The organism is Burkholderia sp. JP2-270 (assembly GCF_003233675.1).
In the GTDB taxonomy this organism is placed as follows: domain Bacteria; phylum Pseudomonadota; class Gammaproteobacteria; order Burkholderiales; family Burkholderiaceae; genus Burkholderia; species Burkholderia pyrrocinia_C.
Genome location: NZ_CP029824.1, coordinates 2,365,256 through 2,385,012, shown reverse-complemented (window position 1 = coordinate 2,385,012; position 19,757 = coordinate 2,365,256). Strand labels below are relative to the sequence as shown.

At 66.1% G+C, this 19,757-nt stretch carries 20 protein-coding genes and 1 pseudogene; 10 read left to right on the top strand and 11 right to left on the bottom strand.

Annotated features, from left to right (window positions below):
- Window positions 1–3 precede the first annotated feature (3 nt).
- The 5 genes from DM992_RS11325 (at window position 4) to DM992_RS11305 (ending at window position 4,519) form a co-directional block, all read left to right on the top strand.
- Window positions 4–1,041, top strand: a complete 1,038-nt coding sequence (locus DM992_RS11325; protein WP_111016867.1) for a glycosyltransferase — start codon at window positions 4–6, stop codon at window positions 1,039–1,041.
- Window positions 1,038–1,985: a formyltransferase gene (locus DM992_RS11320; protein ID WP_111016866.1), complete on the top strand. Its 948-nt coding sequence runs from the start codon at window positions 1,038–1,040 to the stop codon at window positions 1,983–1,985. Before DM992_RS11325 ends, DM992_RS11320 begins: the two co-directional genes overlap by 4 nt.
- On the top strand, window positions 1,982–3,037 hold the full coding sequence (locus tag DM992_RS11315) for a bifunctional UDP-4-keto-pentose/UDP-xylose synthase (protein ID WP_051983717.1): 1,056 nt from the start codon (window positions 1,982–1,984) through the stop codon (window positions 3,035–3,037). The genes DM992_RS11320 and DM992_RS11315 overlap by 4 nt, the downstream gene beginning before the upstream one ends.
- A 13-nt stretch (window positions 3,038–3,050) precedes the next feature.
- Window positions 3,051–3,947, top strand: coding sequence for a polysaccharide deacetylase family protein (locus tag DM992_RS11310; RefSeq protein WP_111016865.1), 897 nt, complete (start codon window positions 3,051–3,053; stop codon window positions 3,945–3,947).
- Window positions 3,948–4,057: 110 nt separating this feature from the next.
- Window positions 4,058–4,519, top strand: a complete 462-nt coding sequence (locus DM992_RS11305) for a peroxiredoxin (RefSeq protein WP_111016864.1) — start codon at window positions 4,058–4,060, stop codon at window positions 4,517–4,519.
- 192 nt (window positions 4,520–4,711) lie between these two features.
- On the opposite strand, the pseudogene DM992_RS43500 reads toward DM992_RS11305, so the two are convergent.
- A pseudogene (locus tag DM992_RS43500) lies at window positions 4,712–4,950 on the bottom strand (hypothetical protein); the annotation flags it as partial.
- Between DM992_RS43500 and DM992_RS11295 the strand changes: the two are divergent.
- Together DM992_RS11295 and DM992_RS11290 are read left to right on the top strand one after the other, a co-directional pair.
- The gene (locus DM992_RS11295; RefSeq protein WP_034181240.1) at window positions 4,852–6,654 is read left to right on the top strand and encodes a PhoH family protein; all 1,803 of its coding nucleotides are present in this window, start codon (window positions 4,852–4,854) and stop codon (window positions 6,652–6,654) included. The pseudogene DM992_RS43500 and the gene DM992_RS11295 sit on opposite strands and share 99 nt — an antisense overlap.
- Before the next feature lie 238 nt (window positions 6,655–6,892).
- A complete protein-coding gene (locus DM992_RS11290) occupies window positions 6,893–7,981 on the top strand; it encodes a C40 family peptidase (protein ID WP_111016863.1) in 1,089 nt (362 codons plus the stop codon).
- Between the two features lie 142 nt (window positions 7,982–8,123).
- On the opposite strand, the gene DM992_RS11285 is transcribed toward DM992_RS11290, so the two are convergent.
- From DM992_RS11285 to DM992_RS11240, 10 genes are all read right to left on the bottom strand, one after another.
- Window positions 8,124–9,134 (bottom strand): inorganic phosphate transporter, encoded by a 1,011-nt coding sequence (locus DM992_RS11285; RefSeq protein WP_111016862.1) that lies wholly within the window; start codon window positions 9,132–9,134, stop codon window positions 8,124–8,126.
- Window positions 9,135–9,144: 10 nt separating this feature from the next.
- Window positions 9,145–9,771 (bottom strand): DUF47 domain-containing protein, encoded by a 627-nt coding sequence (locus tag DM992_RS11280; protein ID WP_034181237.1) that lies wholly within the window; start codon window positions 9,769–9,771, stop codon window positions 9,145–9,147.
- Window positions 9,772–9,909: 138 nt separating this feature from the next.
- Window positions 9,910–11,292 carry a replicative DNA helicase gene (locus DM992_RS11275; protein WP_006486249.1) on the bottom strand — a complete coding sequence of 461 codons (1,383 nt, stop codon included), beginning with the start codon at window positions 11,290–11,292 and terminating at the stop codon, window positions 9,910–9,912.
- Between the two features lie 139 nt (window positions 11,293–11,431).
- Window positions 11,432–11,884 carry a 50S ribosomal protein L9 gene (gene rplI, locus DM992_RS11270; RefSeq protein ID WP_096471102.1) on the bottom strand — a complete coding sequence of 151 codons (453 nt, stop codon included), beginning with the start codon at window positions 11,882–11,884 and terminating at the stop codon, window positions 11,432–11,434.
- A gap of 27 nt (window positions 11,885–11,911) precedes the next feature.
- On the bottom strand, window positions 11,912–12,187 hold the full coding sequence (gene rpsR, locus DM992_RS11265) for a 30S ribosomal protein S18 (protein WP_034181234.1): 276 nt from the start codon (window positions 12,185–12,187) through the stop codon (window positions 11,912–11,914).
- Between the two features lie 4 nt (window positions 12,188–12,191).
- A complete protein-coding gene (gene priB / locus DM992_RS11260) occupies window positions 12,192–12,491 on the bottom strand; it encodes a primosomal replication protein N (RefSeq protein WP_011657069.1) in 300 nt (99 codons plus the stop codon).
- 40 nt (window positions 12,492–12,531) lie between these two features.
- Entirely contained in the window at window positions 12,532–12,906 is a 375-nt protein-coding gene (gene rpsF / locus DM992_RS11255; RefSeq protein WP_004193673.1) for a 30S ribosomal protein S6, read from the bottom strand.
- 235 nt (window positions 12,907–13,141) lie between these two features.
- Window positions 13,142–14,029: an anti-sigma factor gene (locus DM992_RS11250; protein ID WP_111016861.1), complete on the bottom strand. Its 888-nt coding sequence runs from the start codon at window positions 14,027–14,029 to the stop codon at window positions 13,142–13,144.
- Window positions 14,019–14,660, bottom strand: coding sequence for an RNA polymerase sigma factor (locus DM992_RS11245; protein ID WP_111016860.1), 642 nt, complete (start codon window positions 14,658–14,660; stop codon window positions 14,019–14,021). Before DM992_RS11245 ends, DM992_RS11250 begins: the two co-directional genes overlap by 11 nt.
- A 176-nt stretch (window positions 14,661–14,836) precedes the next feature.
- On the bottom strand, window positions 14,837–15,748 hold the full coding sequence (locus DM992_RS11240) for a LysR family transcriptional regulator (protein WP_111016859.1): 912 nt from the start codon (window positions 15,746–15,748) through the stop codon (window positions 14,837–14,839).
- A 166-nt stretch (window positions 15,749–15,914) separates the two neighbouring features.
- Between DM992_RS11240 and gcl the strand changes: the two genes are divergently transcribed.
- From gcl to DM992_RS11225, 3 genes are read left to right on the top strand one after another with little or no spacing between them, the layout of a single operon-like run.
- A complete protein-coding gene (gene gcl / locus DM992_RS11235) occupies window positions 15,915–17,690 on the top strand; it encodes a glyoxylate carboligase (protein ID WP_111016858.1) in 1,776 nt (591 codons plus the stop codon).
- A 43-nt stretch (window positions 17,691–17,733) separates the two neighbouring features.
- Window positions 17,734–18,543 (top strand): hydroxypyruvate isomerase, encoded by an 810-nt coding sequence (gene hyi / locus DM992_RS11230; protein WP_111016857.1) that lies wholly within the window; start codon window positions 17,734–17,736, stop codon window positions 18,541–18,543.
- A gap of 41 nt (window positions 18,544–18,584) precedes the next feature.
- Window positions 18,585–19,478 (top strand): 2-hydroxy-3-oxopropionate reductase, encoded by an 894-nt coding sequence (locus DM992_RS11225; protein WP_111016856.1) that lies wholly within the window; start codon window positions 18,585–18,587, stop codon window positions 19,476–19,478.
- Window positions 19,479–19,757: the final 279 nt, after the last annotated feature.

Sequence of the window (19,757 nt, the reverse complement as noted above, 5' to 3'; positions counted from 1 at the left end):
TACATGAGTCACCTTGAAGCACGCGCCGGGCATCCGGGCGCCGGGCACCTGGACGCCGGCCGGCCCGAAGTATCGGTCATCATCCCCGTGTACAACGAGGAAGACGGCCTCGCCGCGCTGTTCGCGCGGCTGTATCCGGCGCTCGACGCACTCGACACGTCATACGAAGTGATCCTGATCAACGACGGCAGCCGCGACCGCTCGGCCGCGATGCTCGCCGACCAGTTCCACGCGCGCCCCGACACGACGCGCGTCGTGCTGCTCAACGGCAACTACGGCCAGCACATGGCGATCCTCGCGGGCTTCGCGCAGTCGCGCGGCGAGATCGTCATCACGCTCGACGCCGACCTGCAGAACCCGCCCGAGGAAATCGGCAAGCTGATCGCGAAGATGCGCGAGGGCTACGACTACGTCGGCTCGATCCGCAAGCAGCGCCAGGACAGCCTGTGGCGACGCAAGGCGTCGCAGATGATGAACCGGCTGCGCGAGCGCATCACGCGCATCAAGATGACCGACCAGGGCTGCATGCTGCGCGCGTACAGCCGCCGCATCATCGACACGATCAACGTGTGCGGCGAAGTCAACACGTTCATCCCCGCGCTGGCCTATACGTTCGCGCAGAAGCCGACCGAGATCGAGGTCGCGCACGAGGAGCGCTTCGCGGGCGAGTCGAAGTACTCGCTGTACAGCCTGATCCGGCTGAACTTCGACCTCGTGACGGGCTTCTCGGTCGTGCCGCTGCAGTGGTTGTCGTTCATCGGCGTGATCCTGTCGCTCGGCTCCGCCGCGCTGTTCGTGCTGCTGCTCGTACGGCGCTTCATCGTCGGCGCGGAAGTGCAAGGCGTGTTCACGCTGTTTGCGATCACGTTCTTCCTGCTCGGCGTGATCATCTTCGCGCTCGGCCTGCTCGGCGAATACGTCGGCCGCATCTACCAGCAGGTGCGCGCGCGGCCGCGCTACCTGATCCAGGCCGTGCTCGAGCAGCACGACGGCATGCCGGCGGTGCCGGCCGGCGCGAACCGCGCGGGAGCCTCGCAATGAAGCCGCGCGCGGTCGTCTTCGCGTATCACAACGTCGGCGTGCGGTGCCTGCAGGTGCTGCTCGCGCGCGGCGTCGACGTCGCGCTCGTCGTCACGCACGAGGACAACCCGAACGAGAACATCTGGTTCGGCAGCGTCGCGTCCGTCGCGGCCGAGCACGGCATTCCGGTCGTCACGCCGGCCGATCCCGCCGATCCGGCGCTGCGCCGCGCGGTATCGGACGCGCAGCCGGATTTCATCTTCTCGTTCTACTATCGGCACATGCTGCCGGTGGACCTGCTCGCGATCGCGCCGCGCGGCGCGTACAACATGCACGGTTCGCTGCTGCCGAAATACCGGGGTCGGGTACCGACCAACTGGGCCGTGCTGAACGGCGAGACCGAAACCGGCGCGACGCTGCACGAAATGGCCGCGAAGCCCGACGCGGGCGCGATCATCGGCCAGACCGCGGTGCCGATCCTGCCGGACGACACGGCCACGCAGGTGTTCGACAAGGTCACGGTGGCCGCCGAGCAGACGCTCTGGCGCGTGCTGCCCGCGCTGCTCGCGGGCGAGGCGGCGCACCTGCCGAACGATCTCGCGACCGGCAGTTACTTCGGCGGGCGCAAGCCCGAGGACGGCCGCGTCGACTGGTCGAAGCCGGCCGCGCAGGTCTACAACCTGGTGCGCGCGGTCGCGCCGCCGTATCCGGGCGCGTTCACGGACGTCGGCGGCATGCGTTTCGTGATCGCGCGCGCGCGCCTCGCGGCGCCCGGCAGCGCGGCAGCGGCCGCCGCGGCAGATTTGCCGCCCGGCCTGCACGTAAGCGATAATGCGCTATTCGGCGTCTGCGGCGACAGCCGCGCCCTATCCATTCTCGAGCTGTGGCAGCAGCGCGACGGCAGCGAAACCGTCGTGACGCCCGCGGAATTCGCGCAGTTCATTCATTCTTCCCGTCATTCATGAAAGCAAAAAAAGTCCTGATCCTGGGTGTGAACGGCTTCATCGGCCATCACCTGTCGAAGCGCATTCTTGAAACCACCGATTGGGAAGTGTTCGGCATGGACATGCAGACCGATCGGCTCGGCGACCTCGTCAACCACGAGCGGATGCATTTCTTCGAAGGCGACATCACGATCAACAAGGAGTGGGTCGAGTATCACGTGAAGAAGTGCGACGTGATCCTGCCGCTCGTCGCGATCGCGACGCCCGCCACCTACGTCCAGCAACCGCTGCGCGTGTTCGAGCTCGACTTCGAGGCGAACCTGCCGATCGTGCGTTCGGCCGTCAAGTACGGCAAGCACCTCGTGTTCCCGTCGACCTCCGAGGTCTACGGCATGTGCTCGGACGAGCAGTTCGACCCGGACGCGTCCGCCCTCACCTACGGCCCGATCAACAAGCCGCGCTGGATCTACGCGTGCTCGAAGCAGCTGATGGACCGCGTGATCTGGGGTTACGGGATGGAAGGCCTGAACTTCACGCTGTTCCGTCCGTTCAACTGGATCGGCCCGGGCCTCGACTCGATCTACACGCCGAAGGAAGGCAGCTCCCGCGTCGTCACGCAGTTCCTCGGCCACATCGTGCGCGGCGAGAACATCAGCCTCGTCGACGGCGGCTCGCAGAAGCGCGCGTTCACCGACATCGGCGACGGCATCAGCGCGCTGATGAAGATCATCGAGAACAAGAACGGCGTCGCATCGGGCAAGATCTACAACATCGGGAATCCGAAGAACAACTTCTCGGTTCGCGAGCTCGCGCACAAGATGCTCGAACTGGCGGCGGAATTCCCCGAGTACGCCGATTCGGCCAAGCAGGTGAAGCTCGTCGAGACGACGTCCGGCGCCTACTACGGCAACGGCTACCAGGACGTGCAGAACCGCGTGCCGAAGATCGACAACACGATGCAGGAACTTGGCTGGGCACCGCAAGCGACGTTCGACGACGCGCTGCGCAACATCTTCGAAGCGTATCGCGGCCACGTCGCCGACGCGCGCGCGCTCGTCGAACAGCAAGGCTGATCGGGACGCTCGCTTGGCTCGCATCGTCCTCAAGATCGACGTCGACACGCTGCGCGGCACGCGCGAAGGCGTGCCGAACCTCGCGCGCATCTTCGACCGCTTCAACGCGCGCGCGACCTTCCTCTTCAGCCTCGGGCCCGATCACACGGGCTGGGCGCTGCGGCGCGTGTTCCGCCCCGGCTTCCTGAAGAAGGTGTCGCGCACGTCGGTGGTCGAGCACTACGGCGTGAGGCAGCTGATGTACGGCGTGCTGCTGCCGGGCCCCGACATCGGCCGCCGTGCGATCTCCGACATGCGCGCGATCCACGAGGCCGGCTTCGAATGCGGGATCCACACGTGGGATCACGTGTACTGGCAGGACAACGTCCGCGCGCGCGATCGCGACTGGACCGCGCGTGAAATGCAGAAGAGCCATGCGCGCTTCATCGAGATCTTCGGCGCGCCGCCCGTCACGCACGGTGCGGCCGGCTGGCAGATGAACGACTTCGCGTTCGAGCAGATCGACGCATGGGGGATGCGCTACGCATCCGACGGCCGCGGCCATTCGCCGTACCTGCCCGTCGTCGGCGGCCGCACGCTGTCGCACGTGCAGATGCCGACGACGCTGCCCACGCTCGACGAAGTGCTCGGCATCGACGGCATCGACACGCACAACGTCGCCGCGCACATCCTCAAGTTCACCGAAACCAATCCGCACGACCAGGTGTTCACGCTGCATGCGGAACTGGAAGGCCAGAAGCTCGCGCCCGTGTTCGAGCAGCTGCTCGCCGGCTGGCGCGCGCAAGGCCACACGTTTGCGACGATGGGTGACTACCACGCGACGCTGGACCGCGACTCGCTACCATCGTACCCTGTCACGTGGGGCGAAATCCCCGGCCGCTCCGGCGAACTGATCGTCCAGCCCGACTGAGTTCGCACGCGAGCCGGCGTCGCCCGCAGCGCCCTTGCGGCGCGCTGCCGCGACGCTCCGCCGAACCGCGCCGCCGCAGCGGTGCCTTTCCAGAACAACAGGAGAAATACGTGTCTGTCGAAGTTGACCGTCAAGTTCCCGATTTCACCGCACCGGCCACGGGCGGCGACATTTCGCTGTCCGACCTGAAGGGCAATAAGCTCGTGCTGTACTTCTATCCGAAGGACAACACGCCGGGCTGCACGACCGAAGGGCTGCAGTTCCGCGATCTCTATCCGAAGTTCAAGAAAGCCGGTGCGGAAGTCATCGGCGTGTCGCGCGACAGCCTGCGCTCGCATGACAATTTCAAGGCAAAGCTCGAATTGCCGTTCCCGCTGATCTCCGATGCCGACGAAGCGCTGTGCGCGCTGTTCGATGTCATCAAGATGAAGAAAATGTATGGCAAGGAAGTGCGCGGAATCGAGCGCTCGACGTTCCTGATCGACGCCGACGGCGTACTGCGCCAGGCATGGCGCGGCATCAAGGTGCCGGGTCACGTGGACGACGTGCTAAGTGCTGTACAAGCGCTTTGAGGCGCGTTATATTGGGCCGCAATGAATGCCAGTTCGCCCCATATTTCTCGTAGCTGCGCCGGTGCTCGATGCGATGCTTCCCGGCACCTGACGCGCATCACGACGGTATCAGCCGAGCCGCATGTCCCTGTCGACGGGGCAGCGGCTTTTTTTATGGATTGCGCGCCGGCCCTCGGTCCGGCCCTCACCCCGTCAAGGAGCTGATCGACACTTAGGCGAACCGGCTAGACGAAATTCCTGTGCGCCACCGCGCGCAAACTGCATGCGTCTACGTCACGCAGGATGCGATCAGCGGCGCACGCCTTGCGACACGATTCCTCCCGAGGGACACCATGCCTTTGCCTACTCCCCCCAGCAAGCTCGGCAGCCTGCTGCCGCCCGACGAATACAAGGCGAAAGCGCGGCCCGCGAAAGCCGCGAAGAAATCCGCCGAAGGGGACGCATCCACAGCCGGTGACTATGGTCCGGCCAGCGTGGCCCAACCGATGATCGAAGCCGCGAATACGGCCGCGCCGCTGCGCGCCGTCGCGTCTTCGGCGCAAGATGCCGCGAGCGCACCCGCACGCGGCCGCAAGACCAGACAGACGGCCGCACTGTTGCAGCCGATGCCGGCGCCCGCCGCACCCGCGGCGCCGGTCGTCGCGCGCAACGACAAGCCGGCCGCCGACAAACCGGCCGCGGCTCCCGCGCGCGATGCCGGCGCGGCGACGAAATCGCGCGGCCGCAAGCCCGCCGACGCCGAACTGCAGAAACTGTTCGTGCTCGACACCAACGTGCTGATGCACGACCCGAGCAGCCTCTTCCGCTTCGAGGAACACGACGTCTATCTGCCGATGATGACGCTCGAGGAACTCGACAACCACAAGAAGGGGATGTCCGAAGTCGCGCGCAATGCACGCCAGGTCAGCCGCACGCTCGACGCACTCGTCGCCGATGCGGGCGCGATCACGGCCGGCATCCCGCTGTCGCGCCTCGGCAGCCGCGAGGCGCTCGGCCGCCTGTACTTCCAGACGAAGCTCGCCGACATCGCACCCGTCGAAGGCTTGCCCACAGGCAAGGCCGACAACCAGATCCTCGGCGTCGTGCGCGCGCTGCAGCGCGACCGGCCCGACCGCCAGGTCGTGCTGGTGTCGAAAGACATCAACATGCGGATCAAGGCGCACGCGCTCGGCCTGCCCGCGGAAGACTACTTCAACGACCAGGTGCTGGAGGATTCGGATCTCCTCTACAACGGCGTGCGCGAACTGCCGCAGGACTTCTGGACCAAGCACGCGAAGGGCATGGAGAGCTGGCAGGACACGAAGACGGGCACCACGTACTACCGCGTGACGGGCCCGCTCGTCGCGTCGATGCTCGTCAACGAGTTCGTCTATCTCGAGCCGCAGAACGGCGAACCGACGTTCCACGCGATCGTCCGCGAGCTGAACGGCAAGACGGCGCTGCTGCAGACGCTGCGCGACTACAGTCACCACAAGAACAACGTGTGGGGCATCACCGCGCGCAATCGCGAGCAGAACTTCGCGCTGAACCTGCTGATGAACCCCGAGATCGACTTCGTCACGCTGCTCGGCCAGGCCGGCACCGGCAAGACGCTCGTCGCGCTCGCAGCCGGCCTCGCGCAGGTGCTCGACGACAAGCGCTACAACGAGATCATCGTGACGCGCGCGACCGTGCCCGTCGGCGAGGACATCGGTTTCCTGCCCGGTACCGAGGAAGAGAAGATGCAGCCGTGGATGGGTGCATTCGACGACAACCTCGAAGTGCTGCAGAAGACCGACGATGCCGCTGGCGAATGGGGCCGTGCCGCGACGCAGGAACTGATCCGTTCGCGCCTGAAGGTGAAGAGCATGAACTTCATGCGCGGCCGCACGTTCGTCGACAAGTACCTGATCATCGACGAAGCGCAGAACCTGACGCCGAAGCAGATGAAGACGCTCGTCACGCGCGCGGGCCCCGGCACGAAGATCGTGTGCCTCGGCAACATCGCGCAGATCGACACGCCTTACCTGACCGAAGGCAGTTCGGGCCTGACCTACGTCGTCGACCGCTTCAAGGGCTGGGGCCACAGCGGCCACGTGACGCTCGCGCGCGGCGAACGCTCGCGGCTCGCCGACTACGCGTCGGACATCCTGTAACGCGGCAGGCCGGCCTCTCCGGCCGGCTTTCGACGCATCGCGGCGCTCCGTTTCCGGAGCGCCGTTTTTATTTGGGGTCGAAAACGCAGGTCACACATCGTCACGCAACAACCCCATTTACGCGCGAAACTTCAAGTAAATTCTCAAGAATGGTTGCTTAAGCCCCGCCGGAGCGTCTACCATCGGGTCTGTCTGTTGTCATACGATTCGCGAGTGCGCCGCACTCGCCCGCCTTGCCATGCTTCGAATCTGGGTTCCCGTCGCCGTCGTTTCGCTGCTTGCGGCCTGCTCCAGCGTGCCGCCGCAGTCGGCATCGCGCGAGCCGGGAATGAAGATCACGACGCCGCGTGCGTTCCCGGCTCCCGCCAATTTTCCGAAATTCGTCGATCACAGCGTCGGCCAGGAAGAAATCTCGATCCAGGCGATGAGCCTGGTCGGCGTCCCGTATCGCTGGGGCGGCAATACGCCGACGAGCGGCTTCGACTGCAGCGGGCTCGTGCGCTACGTGATCGGCCGCGCGGCCGACGTGAACCTGCCGCGCACGACCGCCGACATGAGCGGCCGCGGCGTGTCGATCGAGCCCGACCAGATCGCGCCGGGCGACCTGATTTTCTTCAATACGACCGGACGACCGCATTCGCACGTCGGCATCTATGTCGGCAAGCTGCGTTTCGTCAACGCACCGTCGACGGGCGGCACCGTGCGGCTCGACTACCTGACGAACCCGTACTGGGCCAAGCGTTTCGACGGCATCCGCCGCGTTGCGCCGCCGCGCGCGACGCCCACGCCGTTCGACGCGCCGACCTACGAGGCAAGGCGCGACGAGCCGCGCAACCCGCCGGTGGTTGCGCCCGCCCCTGTCATGACTGCCGCCGCGCCGCGGCCGCCTGCCTATGCTTCATCGCAAGCCGGAGCGACGCAGTCGCCCGCTCCGGTCATGCCGCCCGCGCAGGCCGTGACGACCGCCGCAGTTGCGCCTGCGGCCGCGCCCGCCGATCCGTACGAACCACCGCCGCCGCGCGTGCAGGCAGCCCGGCAACAAGCAACGTCGGCGAATGGCGATGGCGGCCTGACCGCAATGACGGCGAATGCAGCACCGGCCGGCCCGGCTGAGGTCGGCACGCAGATTCCGACGACGGCCCTGACGGCCGCCCAAGCTGCAGCATTCGATGCGGAGCCGCCGCCCGCAGCAGCCGCGACGTCGCCGCGCAGCACCGAGCCCGCGGCCGTGCAGGTGCTGCGTGCGTCGACGCAATCCGCGCCCGTCAGCCCGCGCACCGGCACCGCGGACGATCCGATTGCCCGGTTCGCGAACGGAAGTTACTGACCCGGCGCTCAAACCCCGACGGCAACCTCGGCGGCATCCGCCGCCACGCCGCCGTTCGTCGCAAACTTCCGTGCCCCAAAGACAATGCGCCGCAGCCTTTCGGCTTGCGGCGCATTGCATGTCGATCCGGCAGCGTTGGCGATCAGAAGATCCGGTGCCCAAGCCACCATCCGCCGGCCGCGATCAGCGCGGACGCCGGAATCGTCAGCACCCACGCCCACACGATGTTGCCGGCGACACCCCAGCGCACGGCCGACAGCTTCTGCGTCGCGCCGACGCCGACGATCGCGCCGGTGATCGTATGCGTGGTCGATACGGGGATGCCGAGGAACGACGCGATGAACAGCGTGATCGCGCCGCCGCTTTCCGCACAGAAACCGCCGACCGGCTTGAGCTTCGTGATCTTCTGGCCCATCGTGCGCACGATGCGCCAGCCGCCGAACAGCGTGCCGAGGCCCATCGACAGGTAGCACGCGCCGATCACCCACGCGGGCGGCGCCGCGGACGTCGCCGACGCATAGCCCGACGCGATCAGCAGCATCCAGATGATGCCGATCGTCTTCTGCGCGTCGTTGCCGCCGTGGCCGAGGCTGTACAGGCCGGCCGACAGCAGCTGGAGCCTGCGGAACCGCCGGTCGACCTTGCTGGGCGCGGTGCGGAAATACAGCCACGATACGCCGAGCATGAACAGCGAACCGAGGATGAAGCCGAGCAGCGGCGAAATGAAGATGAACGCGACGGTCTTCATCAGCCCGTCGATGTTCAGCGAGCTCCAGCCCGACTTCGCGAGTGCCGAGCCGACGAGGCCGCCGATCAGCGCGTGCGACGAGCTCGACGGGATCCCGTAGTACCAGGTGATCACGTTCCAGCCGATCGCGCCGACCAGCGCGCCGAACACGACGTAGTGGTCGACGATCTCGGGATCGATCGTGCCTTTACCGACGGTCTGCGCGACTTTCAGGTGGAAGATGAAATACGCGATGACGTTGAACGCCGCCGCGAACACCACGGCCTGCTGGGGTTTCAGCACCCCGGTGGACACGACGGTGGCGATCGAGTTCGCCGCGTCGTGGAAGCCGTTCATGAAGTCGAATACGAGCGCGACGAGCACCAGCGTCGCGACCATCCATAGGGCGAGTTGTATCGAATGCATCGTGGTCCGCTCAGGCGTTTTCCAGCACGATGCCTTCGATGATGTTCGCGACGTCCTCGCACTTGTCGGTGATCTCTTCGAGCAGCTCGTAGATCGCCTTCAGCTTGATGAGCGTCTTCACGTCGTCTTCTTCGCGGAACAGCTTCGACATCGCGGCGCGCAGCACGCGGTCGGCCTCCGACTCCCAGCGGTCGATCTCCTCGCACTGCTTGAGGATCTGCGCCGACTGCTTCATGTCGGACAGCATCCCGACCGCCTGCTGCACGTGCTGCGCCGACTGCGTGACGATGTGCGCGAGCTGGCTCGCCTCGGACGTGACGGCCTGCACGTCGTACAGCGACACGGCCGTCGCGACGTCTTCCATCAGGTCGAGGATGTCGTCCATCGTCGTGATCAGCTTGTGGATCTCGTCGCGATCGAGCGGCGTGATGAAAGTCTTGTGCAGCAGATCGATCGCTTCGTGCGTGAGCTTGTCGGCGGCCTTCTCGGCCGTCTGCACGTTTTGCTTGTGAATCTCGGCGTCGGCGAGATTGTCGATCAGCAGTTCGAGTTCGCGTCCGCCGGCAACGATGTGCTTCGCGTGCGCGTTGAAGAGTTCAAAGAACTTGCCCTCGGTGGGCATGAATCGACCGAACATGGGATTCCTGAGAGATTGTCAAACTACTGTCACGAAAACGGGCGACATTGTACCGTTTTCGGTCGCGCCGCGACGCGCGCATATGCGCACGCCGGGATTGGATACAACGCTTGGCGAAATAAGAGTTTACATCCGGCGCTACTCGCCGTAGAAGGTCTGCGCCCCGGCAAAGTTGTCGAACTTCGTGTATTGACCCAGGAACGTGAGCCGAACAGGGCCGATCGGGCCATTACGCTGCTTGCCGATGATGATTTCGGCCGTGCCCTTGTCCGGGCTGTCCGGGTTGTAGACTTCGTCGCGATAAATGAACAGGATCACGTCCGCGTCCTGTTCGATTGCGCCCGATTCGCGCAAATCGGACATCACCGGACGCTTGTTCGGACGCTGTTCGAGGCCGCGGTTCAGCTGCGACAGCGCGATCACCGGCACGTCGAGTTCCTTCGCGAGGCTCTTCAGCGACCGCGAAATTTCCGAGATTTCGGTCGCACGGTTCTCGCCCTGCGACGAACCCGACATCAGCTGCAGGTAGTCGACGATGATCAGGCCGAGCTTGCCGCATTGCCGCGCGAGACGCCGCGCGCGCGAGCGCAATTCCATCGGGTTCAGGCCGCCCGTCTCGTCGATGAAGAGCTGCGCCTCGCTCATCTTCTGCACCGCGTGCGTCAGTTTCGGCCAGTCCTCGTCCGTCAGGCGGCCCGTACGCATCCGGTGCTGGTCGAGCCGGCCGATCGAGCCGAGCATACGCATCACGAGCTGGGTGCCCGGCATTTCCATCGAGAACACCGCGACCGGCAGCCCGTACTCGACCGCGACGTATTCGCCGATGTTCATCGAGAAGGCGGTCTTGCCCATCGACGGGCGCCCCGCCACGATGATCAGTTCGCCGCCGTGCATCCCGGACGTCATCCGGTCGAGGTCGACGAAGCCCGTCGGCGTGCCGGTGACGTCGCTCGGGTTCGCGGTGTGGTACAGCGTGTCGATGCGCTCGACGACCTGCGTGAGCAGCGGGCCGATCTCGAGGAAGCCCTGGTTGCCGCGCGCGCCCTCTTCGGCGATCGAGAACACCTTCGACTCGGCTTCGTCGAGCAGCTGGCGGACTTCCTTGCCCTGCGGATTGAACGCGTCGGCCGAGATTTCGTCGGCGACCGACACGAGCCGGCGCAGCACCGCACGGTCACGCACGATTTCCGCATAGCGGCGGATGTTCGCCGCGCTCGGCGTGTTCTGCGCGAGTGCGTTCAGGTACGCGAGCCCGCCGACGTCGTCGGCCTTGCCGGACGTGGTCAGCGCTTCGTACACGGTGACGACGTCGGCCGGGCGCGTCGACGCGATCAGCCGGCCGATGTGCTCGTAGATGATCCGGTGGTCGTAGCGGTAGAAATCGCCCTGCGACAGGAAATCGGCAATCCGGTCCCAGGCCGCGTTGTCGAGCAACAGGCCGCCGAGCACCGACTGTTCGGCTTCGACCGAATGCGGCGGGACTTTCAGCGATTCGATTTGAGGATCTTGCGGCGCGTTCATGGGTTGGGATTATCGCGAATTACACAGGACGACGCCATACCGGCCGCCAGTGATGCGGCAATAAAAAAGGCAGGCCCCGGTTGCCCGGGCGCCTGCCCTTGTCCGGACAGCGGAGGCCGCCCGGAAAGCTTGCGTACGCTTACGCGTGGTCGCCGATCACGTTGACCGTGACGTCGACGACGACGTCCGTGTGCAGCGCGACCTGGACGTTGTGCTCGCCGATCATCTTCAGCGGGCCTTCCGGCATGCGAACCTGCAGCTTCTCGACTTCGAAACCTGCCTTCTTCAGCAGTTCCGCGACGTCGCCGTTCGTGACCGAGCCGAACAGACGGCCGTCAACGCCCGACTTCTGCGTGATTTCGAACGTCTGGCCGTTCAGCTTCTCGCCGACTGCCTGCGACGCTGCCAGCTTTTCAGCGGCGATCTTTTCGAGTTCAGCGCGGCGCACTTCGAATTCGGCGATCGCTTCCTTCGTTGCACGGCGAGCCTTGCGGTTCGGGATCAGGAAGTTGCGAGCGTAACCGTCCTTGACCTTGACGATGTCGCCGAGGTTACCCAGATTGGCGACTTTTTCCAACAGAATGATTTGCATTCGAATTCTCCTTATGGCGTCGCCGAGTTACGCCTTGTGCTGATCGGTGTACGGCAGCAGCGCGAGGAAACGCGCACGCTTGATTGCCGTGTCGAGCTGACGCTGATAGTGCGACTTCGTACCCGTCAGGCGAGCCGGCGTGATCTTGCCGTTTTCGCCGATGAAGTCCTTCAGCGTTTCCGTGTCCTTGTAGTCGATCTGATCGACGCCGGCGGCCGTGAAACGGCAGAACTTCTTGCGCTTGAAGAGCGGGTTTTGTTGCTGACGACGCTTGTCGAATTTTTTACCAGTCGGGCGGGCCATGATTTCAGTCCTTTCCAATGTCCTGCAATGCAGTGATGTGAAACACCAAGGTTCTCGCGTTGCGGCTTTTCTTTGCCAGGAAGCCCGTGAACAGCGTCTCGACGCCCATTTCACGGCTTTCCAGCCTGCCGCTCGCCTCACCGGCCGCCACCGCCTCGATCGTCATTTCGACCTGACGGGGAATGCCTGCTTCGACGACTTCCGTGCGGTGATGCAATGTGGCGCTTGCGATCGGAACACCTGCCGGCGTATATCGCACCGGTGCGCGTTCGACGACGCTCGCCGTCAATTGCAACCTGTTCACGTGAGTGGCGCGCTCCTTGATGGCTTAATGAATGACGAACTTAAGCCTGCGCTTCGGTCGGCTGAGCTGCAGCCGCCTTCTTGGCTTCTTCGCGCTGAACTTCCTTCATCATCGGCGACGGGCCGGTTTCGGCCTTCTTCATCTTGACGATGAGGTGGCGCAGCACGGCGTCGTTGAACTTGAACGCGTGTTCGAGTTCGTCGAGCGTCGTCTGGTCGCACTCGATGTTCATGCAGACGTAGTGAGCCTTCGCGAGTTTCTCGATCATGTAGGCCAGTTGGCGACGGCCCCAGTCTTCGACGCGGTGGATCTGACCGCCGTGCGACGTGATCGTGGACTTGTAACGCTCGATCATCGCGGGCACTTGCTCGCTTTGATCGGGGTGCACGATGAATACGATTTCGTAATGACGCATTACACACTCCTTGTGGATTAAAGCCACCCGGGCGTCTGAACCGGTGTGGCAAGTGAGAAGCCGAAGATTTTAACCTGGATACGGGGCGCATGCAAGGCCAATCGACGATTCGCGGCCGGATTCGGCCGTGTTTTCAAAGACTTGAAGGGCCAGGCCTGCGCAATCGGCCGCCCGTCGGCCTTTTTGCGATCGGGGTCGGGACGCAAACGCACCGGGCCCGCGGCCCGGCGCGCCGTCACTCGCTGTGCGTGCCCGCGAGCCGTGCGTCGAGCGCCGTCCTGAACGCCGCGAGGGCCGACGGCTCCGCGTCGGTCACCGCCCACCACGTCATCCCGGCCGCGTCCCAGCGGTCGAGCGCGTAGCCCTGCGACACGGTCGCGTACGGGGCCGCCGGCCCTTCGCCGGCCGGCCGCACGTAGACGTCGATCACGTGCTGCCGGTAACGGTAGACGAGCACCGCGACGCGGCGCCGCCCGACGTAGTCGAGCCGGCCGCCGACCAGTGCGAAGCCGCTCGCCGCGAGATCCTCGACCGGCGGCGCATAGTCGAGCCGGCCGTTGAACCATGGCTTGACCGTATGCCGGTCGGTCGAGATCACGTCGATGGCACGCGCCGACAGGTCGGCCCGCACGTGGCTCGCGACGAGTTCGTCGACCGTGCGGTCGGTATCGGCGTGGCGCGCGGACAGCGCCATCCCGGCCGCCGCGGCAAGCGCGACCATCAGCGCCACGCCCCAGCCGAGCCCGGGCAGCGCGACGTCGCGCGGCCCCGGGCCCGCCGGCGCCGGGCGCGCCGATACACCGCCGCCCAGCCAGGAAAACCAGCGACGGCCGCGCGGCCGCGGCTGCGATCGCCACTCGGGCTCAGGTTCCGCCCGGGATTGCCCGCGGGCGCGCCCGTCCCCGGCTGCCGGCAGGCTCGCAAGGATGCTCGCCCGCAGCGCATCCGGCGCGCGGTGATAGTCGGCCTGCCGCACGGCCTGCACCAGCGTGACGATCCGCGCGCGATCGCGACGGCACGCGTCGCACCCTTCGACATGCTGCTGGACGCGCAACGCATCGGGCGCCGACAGCTCGCGGTCGACGTCCGCGTCCAGCAACGCTCGCGCTTCGTTACAGTCCATCGATAGCCTCCGATGCAGTTCCGCTCGCCGGCGCACGGCCCGGCCTGCCTTCGCCCGCCGGCGCGGGCTCGCCGCCCAACAGCGCGGCGAGCCGCCGGCGGCCGCGCGCAAGCCGCGACATCACCGTGCCGACCGGCACGTCCGCGATCGCCGCGATCTCGCGGTAGCTCAGGTCCTCCATCTCGCGCAGTACGAGCACCTCGCGGTATTCGGGCGGCAGCTTCGCAAGCGCCGCATTCACGAGCCGCACGTTCTCGCCGCGCAGCAGCTGCGCGAGCGGATCCTCGGTCGCCGGTTGCCAGTCGTCGGGAACGTCGGTGTCGTCGAGCGTGTCGGGCAGCGCGACTTCGTGCGCGTGCGTTCGGCGCCGCCATTCGGTGTACCAGGTGTGGCGCACGATCGTCAGCAGCCACGGCCGCGCGTTGTCGCCGCGACACGAATCGATGAAGCGCAGCGCCCGCATGCACGCGTCCTGGACGACGTCGTCCGCATCGCCGGCGTTGCCGCTCAGCCAGCGCGCGAGGTTGTACGCGGCGTCGAGATGCGGCAGCACGAGCGTACGAAACCGCTCGCCGCGCGCTACCGCGTCGTCCGCCGCCTGCTCATCGACCGCCTGTCCGGCTTGCCCCACATGGCCTCCCTGGTCCCGGCGGCCGAAACCGCGCCCGTTCCGCGCATGGCGCCCGGACAGACCGGCAACGTGCGCGCTCGATGACCTTACCGTCGTTGCGTCGAGTTTATTCCCGCGCAACGCACATGAAGCGTAAAAAACGCCGGACGGCCTGGTGACCGGGCCACCCGCCGCCGTTATGGCGTGGTGCTCCAGTAGCCGGGGCGCGCGTACGCGTCGCGCAGGTAGTCGATGAAATAGCGCACGCGTGCCGGCACGTAGCGCTGTTGCGGGTAGACCGCGAGGATGTCGTAGTCGGGCAGCGCATACTCGTCGAGCACGGTCTCGAGCTCGCCCGTTTCGAGCTGCGCGGCGATTTCCCACGTCGAGCGCCAGCCGAGCCCGAGGCCTTCGGCCACCCAGCGGTGCAGCAGCTCGCCGTCGTTGCAGTCGAGATTGCCCGCGACGCGCATCGTCACGATCTTGCCGTGGCGCTGGAAATACCAGCCGCGGTTCTGCCCGCCCTGCAGGTTGAACGCCAGGCAGTTGTGCTTCAGCAGGTCGTCGAGTGACTTCGGCCGGCCGTGCCGGCGGAAATAGCCGGGCGTGCCGCACACGACGCGCCGGTTCGACGCGAGCTTCACCGCGACGAAGTTCGGGTCGACGGCGCCGCCGATCCGGATCGACAGGTCGTAGCCTTCGCGCACGAGATCGACGACACGGTCGGTCAGGTTGAACGACAGCTGCATCTCGGGCTTGTCGGCCAGAAAGCCGGGCGCGTGCGGCGCGACGTGCTTGCGCCCGAACGCGGCCGGCGCGGACACGATCAGGTGCCCGCTGACCGCGCGCCGCCCGGCGGCCAGCTCGTTCTCGGCCTGGTCCCATTCGGACAGCAGCCCGCGGCAGCGTTCGAGGAACGCGGCGCCCTCCTCGCTGACCACCAGCCGCCGCGTCGAGCGGTACATCAGCTTCACGCCGAGGCGCTTCTCGAGCGCGTCGATGCGCCGCCCGAGCACCACCGGCGACACGCCCTCCTCGAGCGCCGCCGCCGCGAGGCTGCCGGCATCGGCAACCCGCACGAACGTCTCGATCTGCTTGAAGCGATCCATCTGCCGTCTCCGTTCCGACACCGGCGGGAAACCCCGTCCGGCCGTCATTCCATACTTTTAGTTTCGAAATAAGCGACTTCGGCTGATCTTATCAAACCTTTCCTGCGTCCCTAAAGTGTTCCCAACAGACCGATTCGCAAGATCCGCCACATTCAAGGAGACATTCATGGCCAAGATGAGAGCCGTCGACGCAGCAGTGCTCGTGCTCGAGAAGGAAGGCATCCAGACCGCGTTCGGCGTGCCCGGCGCAGCCATCAACCCGTTCTACTCCGCGATGCGCAAGTCGGGCGGCATCAGCCACGTGCTGGCCCGCCACGTCGAGGGTGCCTCGCACATGGCCGAAGGCTTCACGCGTGCCGCGCCGGGCAACATCGGCGTGTGCATCGGCACGTCGGGGCCCGCCGGCACCGACATGATCACGGGCCTGTACTCCGCATCGGCCGACTCGATTCCGATCCTCGCGATCACAGGCCAGGCCCCGCGTGCGCGCCTGTACAAGGAAGACTTCCAGGCCGTCGACATCGAGTCGATCGCGAAGCCGGTCACCAAGTGGGCCGTCACCGTCCGCGAGCCGGCACTGGTGCCGCGCGTGTTCCAGCAGGCATTCCACCTGATGCGCTCGGGCCGCCCGGGCCCGGTGCTGGTCGACCTGCCGATCGACGTGCAGCTCGCCGAAATCGAGTTCGACATCGACACGTACGAACCGCTGCCGGTCTACAAGCCCGCGGCCACCCGCGCGCAGATCGAGAAGGCGCTCGCGATGCTCAACGACGCGGACAAGCCGCTGATCGTGTCGGGCGGCGGCGTGCTCAATGCAGCGGCCGAAGACCTGCTCGTCCAGTTCGCCGAAACGATCGGCGTGCCGGTGATCCCGACGCTGATGTCGTGGGGCGCGATTGCGGACGACCACCCGCTGATGGCCGGCATGGTCGGCCTGCAGACGTCGCACCGCTACGGCAACGCGACGATGCTCGCGTCCGACTTCGTGCTCGGCATCGGCAACCGCTGGGCCAACCGCCACACGGGCAGCGTCGAGGTCTACACGAAGGGCCGCAAGTTCGTGCACGTCGACATCGAGCCGACGCAGATCGGCCGCGTGTTCGGCCCGGATCTCGGCATCGTGTCGGACGCGAAGGCCGCGCTGGAACTGTTCGTCGCCGTCGCGCAGGAATGGAAGGCGGCCGGCAAGCTCAAGGACCGCGGCGCATGGGTCGCGGAATGCCAGGAACGCAAGCGCACGCTGCAGCGCAAGACGCACTTCGACAACGTGCCGGTCAAGCCGCAGCGCGTGTACGAGGAGATGAACAAGGTGTTCGGCCGCGATACGTGCTACGTCAGCACGATCGGCCTGTCGCAGATCGCCGCCGCGCAGTTCCTGCACGTGTTCAAGGCACGCAACTGGATCAACTGCGGCCAGGCCGGCCCGCTCGGCTGGACGATCCCCGCCGCGCTCGGCGTACGTGCGGCCGATCCGAGCCGCCCGATCGTCGCGCTGTCCGGCGACTACGACTTCCAGTTCATGATCGAGGAGCTGGCGGCCGGCGCGCAATTCAAGCTGCCGTACGTGCACGTCGTCGTGAACAACTCGTACCTCGGGCTGATCCGCCAGGCGCAGCGTGCGTTCGACATGGACTACTGCGTGCAGCTCGCGTTCGACAACGTGAACGCACCGGAACTGAACGGCTATGGCGTCGACCACGTAGCCGTTGCCGAAGGCCTCGGCTGCAAGGCGCTGCGCGTGTTCAAGCCGGAAGAGATCGAGCCGGCGCTGCGACAGGCGCAATCGCTCGCGGAAGAGTTCAGCGTGCCGGTGGTCGTCGAAGTGATCCTCGAGCGCGTGACGAACATCTCGATGGGCACCGAAATCGACGCGATCAACGAATTCGAGGATCTCGCAGAAAAGGCCGAGCACGCACCGACCGCAATCTCGATGCTCGACTGATCCGCAGGACATTTTTGACCGACCGACCGAAGAGGCTTAGCTCATGCCGAAGTTTGCAGCAAACCTGACCATGCTGTTCAACGAAGTGCCGTTCCTCGACCGCTTCAAGGCGGCCGCGGACGCGGGCTTCGACGCCGTCGAGTTCCTGTTCCCGTATCCGTACGCGAAAGAGGAGCTCGCCGAGCGGCTCGAGACGCACCGCCTGCGCCTCGTGCTGCACAACCTGCCCGCCGGCAACTGGGACCAGGGCGAGCGCGGCATCGCGTGCCTGCCCGATCGCGTCGGCGAATTCCAGGAAGGCGTCGGCCGTGCGATCGAATACGCGAAGGCACTGAAAGTGCCGCAACTGAACTGCCTCGTCGGCATCCCGTCAGCCAGCACGGCGCGCGACAAGACGTTCGTCACGATCGTCGACAACCTGCGCTTTGCGGCCGACGCGCTGAAGCGCGAAGGCATCCGCCTGCTCGTCGAGCCGTGCAACAGCTTCGACATCCCGGGCTTCGCGCTGAACCGTTCGGCCGAAGGGCTCGACGTGATCCGCGCGGTCGGCTCGGACAACCTGTTCCTGCAGTACGACATCTATCACATGCAGCGCATGGAAGGCGAACTGGCCGCGACGATCGAACGCAACCTCGCGTCGATCGGCCACGTCCAGCTCGCGGACAACCCGGGCCGCAACGAGCCGGGCACGGGCGAGATCAACTACGCGTTCCTGTTCGCACTGCTCGACCGGCTCGGCTACGACGGCTACGTCGGCTGCGAATACAAGCCCCGCACCACCACGACGGAAGGCCTCGGCTGGCTGCAAAGCGTCGCCGGCTGCGCGCCGGGCTCGGCGCACCGCGCCGCCTGAGATCCGCCCTTCCCGCTTTCGCCCCTATAGGAGACTTTCACATGGCAACCATCGGTTTCATCGGCCTCGGCATCATGGGCGCGCACATGGCGCGCAACCTGCTCAAGGGCGATCATCAGCTCGTCGTGAACGGTGCGTTCCCGATCCCCGACGACCTGCGTGCGAGCGCCAAGATCGTCGCGAACTCGACCGAAGTCGCGCAGAACGCGGACATCATCATCTCGATGGTGCCGGACACGCCCGACGTGCGTAACGTGCTGTTCGCCGACGACGGCGTCGCGAAGGGCCTGACGGCCGGCAAGCTCGTGATCGACATGAGCTCGATCTCGCCGCTCGACACGCAGGAATTCGCGAAGCAGATCAACGCGCTCGGCTGCGACTACCTCGACGCACCGGTGTCCGGCGGCGAAGTCGGCGCACGCGAAGCGACGCTGACGATCATGGTCGGCGGCCCGGAACGGGCCTTCGAGCGCGCGAAGCCGCTGTTCGAGAAGATGGGCAAGAACATCACGCTCGTCGGCGACAACGGCGCGGGTCAGACCTGCAAGGTCGCGAACCAGATCATCGTCGCGCTGAACATCGAAGCCGTCGGCGAAGCATTGCTGTTCGCCGCACGCTCGGGCGCCGATCCGGAGCGCGTTCGCCAGGCGCTGATGGGCGGCTTCGCCGCGTCGCGCATCCTCGAAGTGCACGGCGCGCGGATGACGAAGCGCACGTTCGATCCGGGTTTCCGCATCGAGCTGCACCAGAAGGACCTGAACCTCGCGCTCGACGGCGCACGCAAGCTCGGCCTCGCACTGCCGCACACCGCGAGCGCGCAGCAGCTGTTCAGCGTGTGCGCATCGCACGGCGGCAAGGCATGGGATCACTCGGCACTCGTGCGCGCGCTCGAGATCATGTCGAACTTCGAGATCGGCCAGACGCCGGCCGCGTAACGCGGACGCAAAAGCGCGCGGTTCCGCTGCAATGGCGGACGCGTGCGAAGAACACGCGCGATCCGGCCGCGGCCGGTCGCATCGATGCGCGCCGCACGCGCGCATCACGGTGGGGCGCCCCGCCGCGCATCGCCAACCGCATGCGCGACGGGGCGAAAAACGCCGCTCTGGGCTGAGAGCGGCGTGGTGGGGTCCGCAGCGGCACCCGGCGGCGCCGGGGAAGCCTTGGTCGGTCAGACGTCGTCGTCGGGTGTCCGCCTGTCGGATTTCGCGTATTAC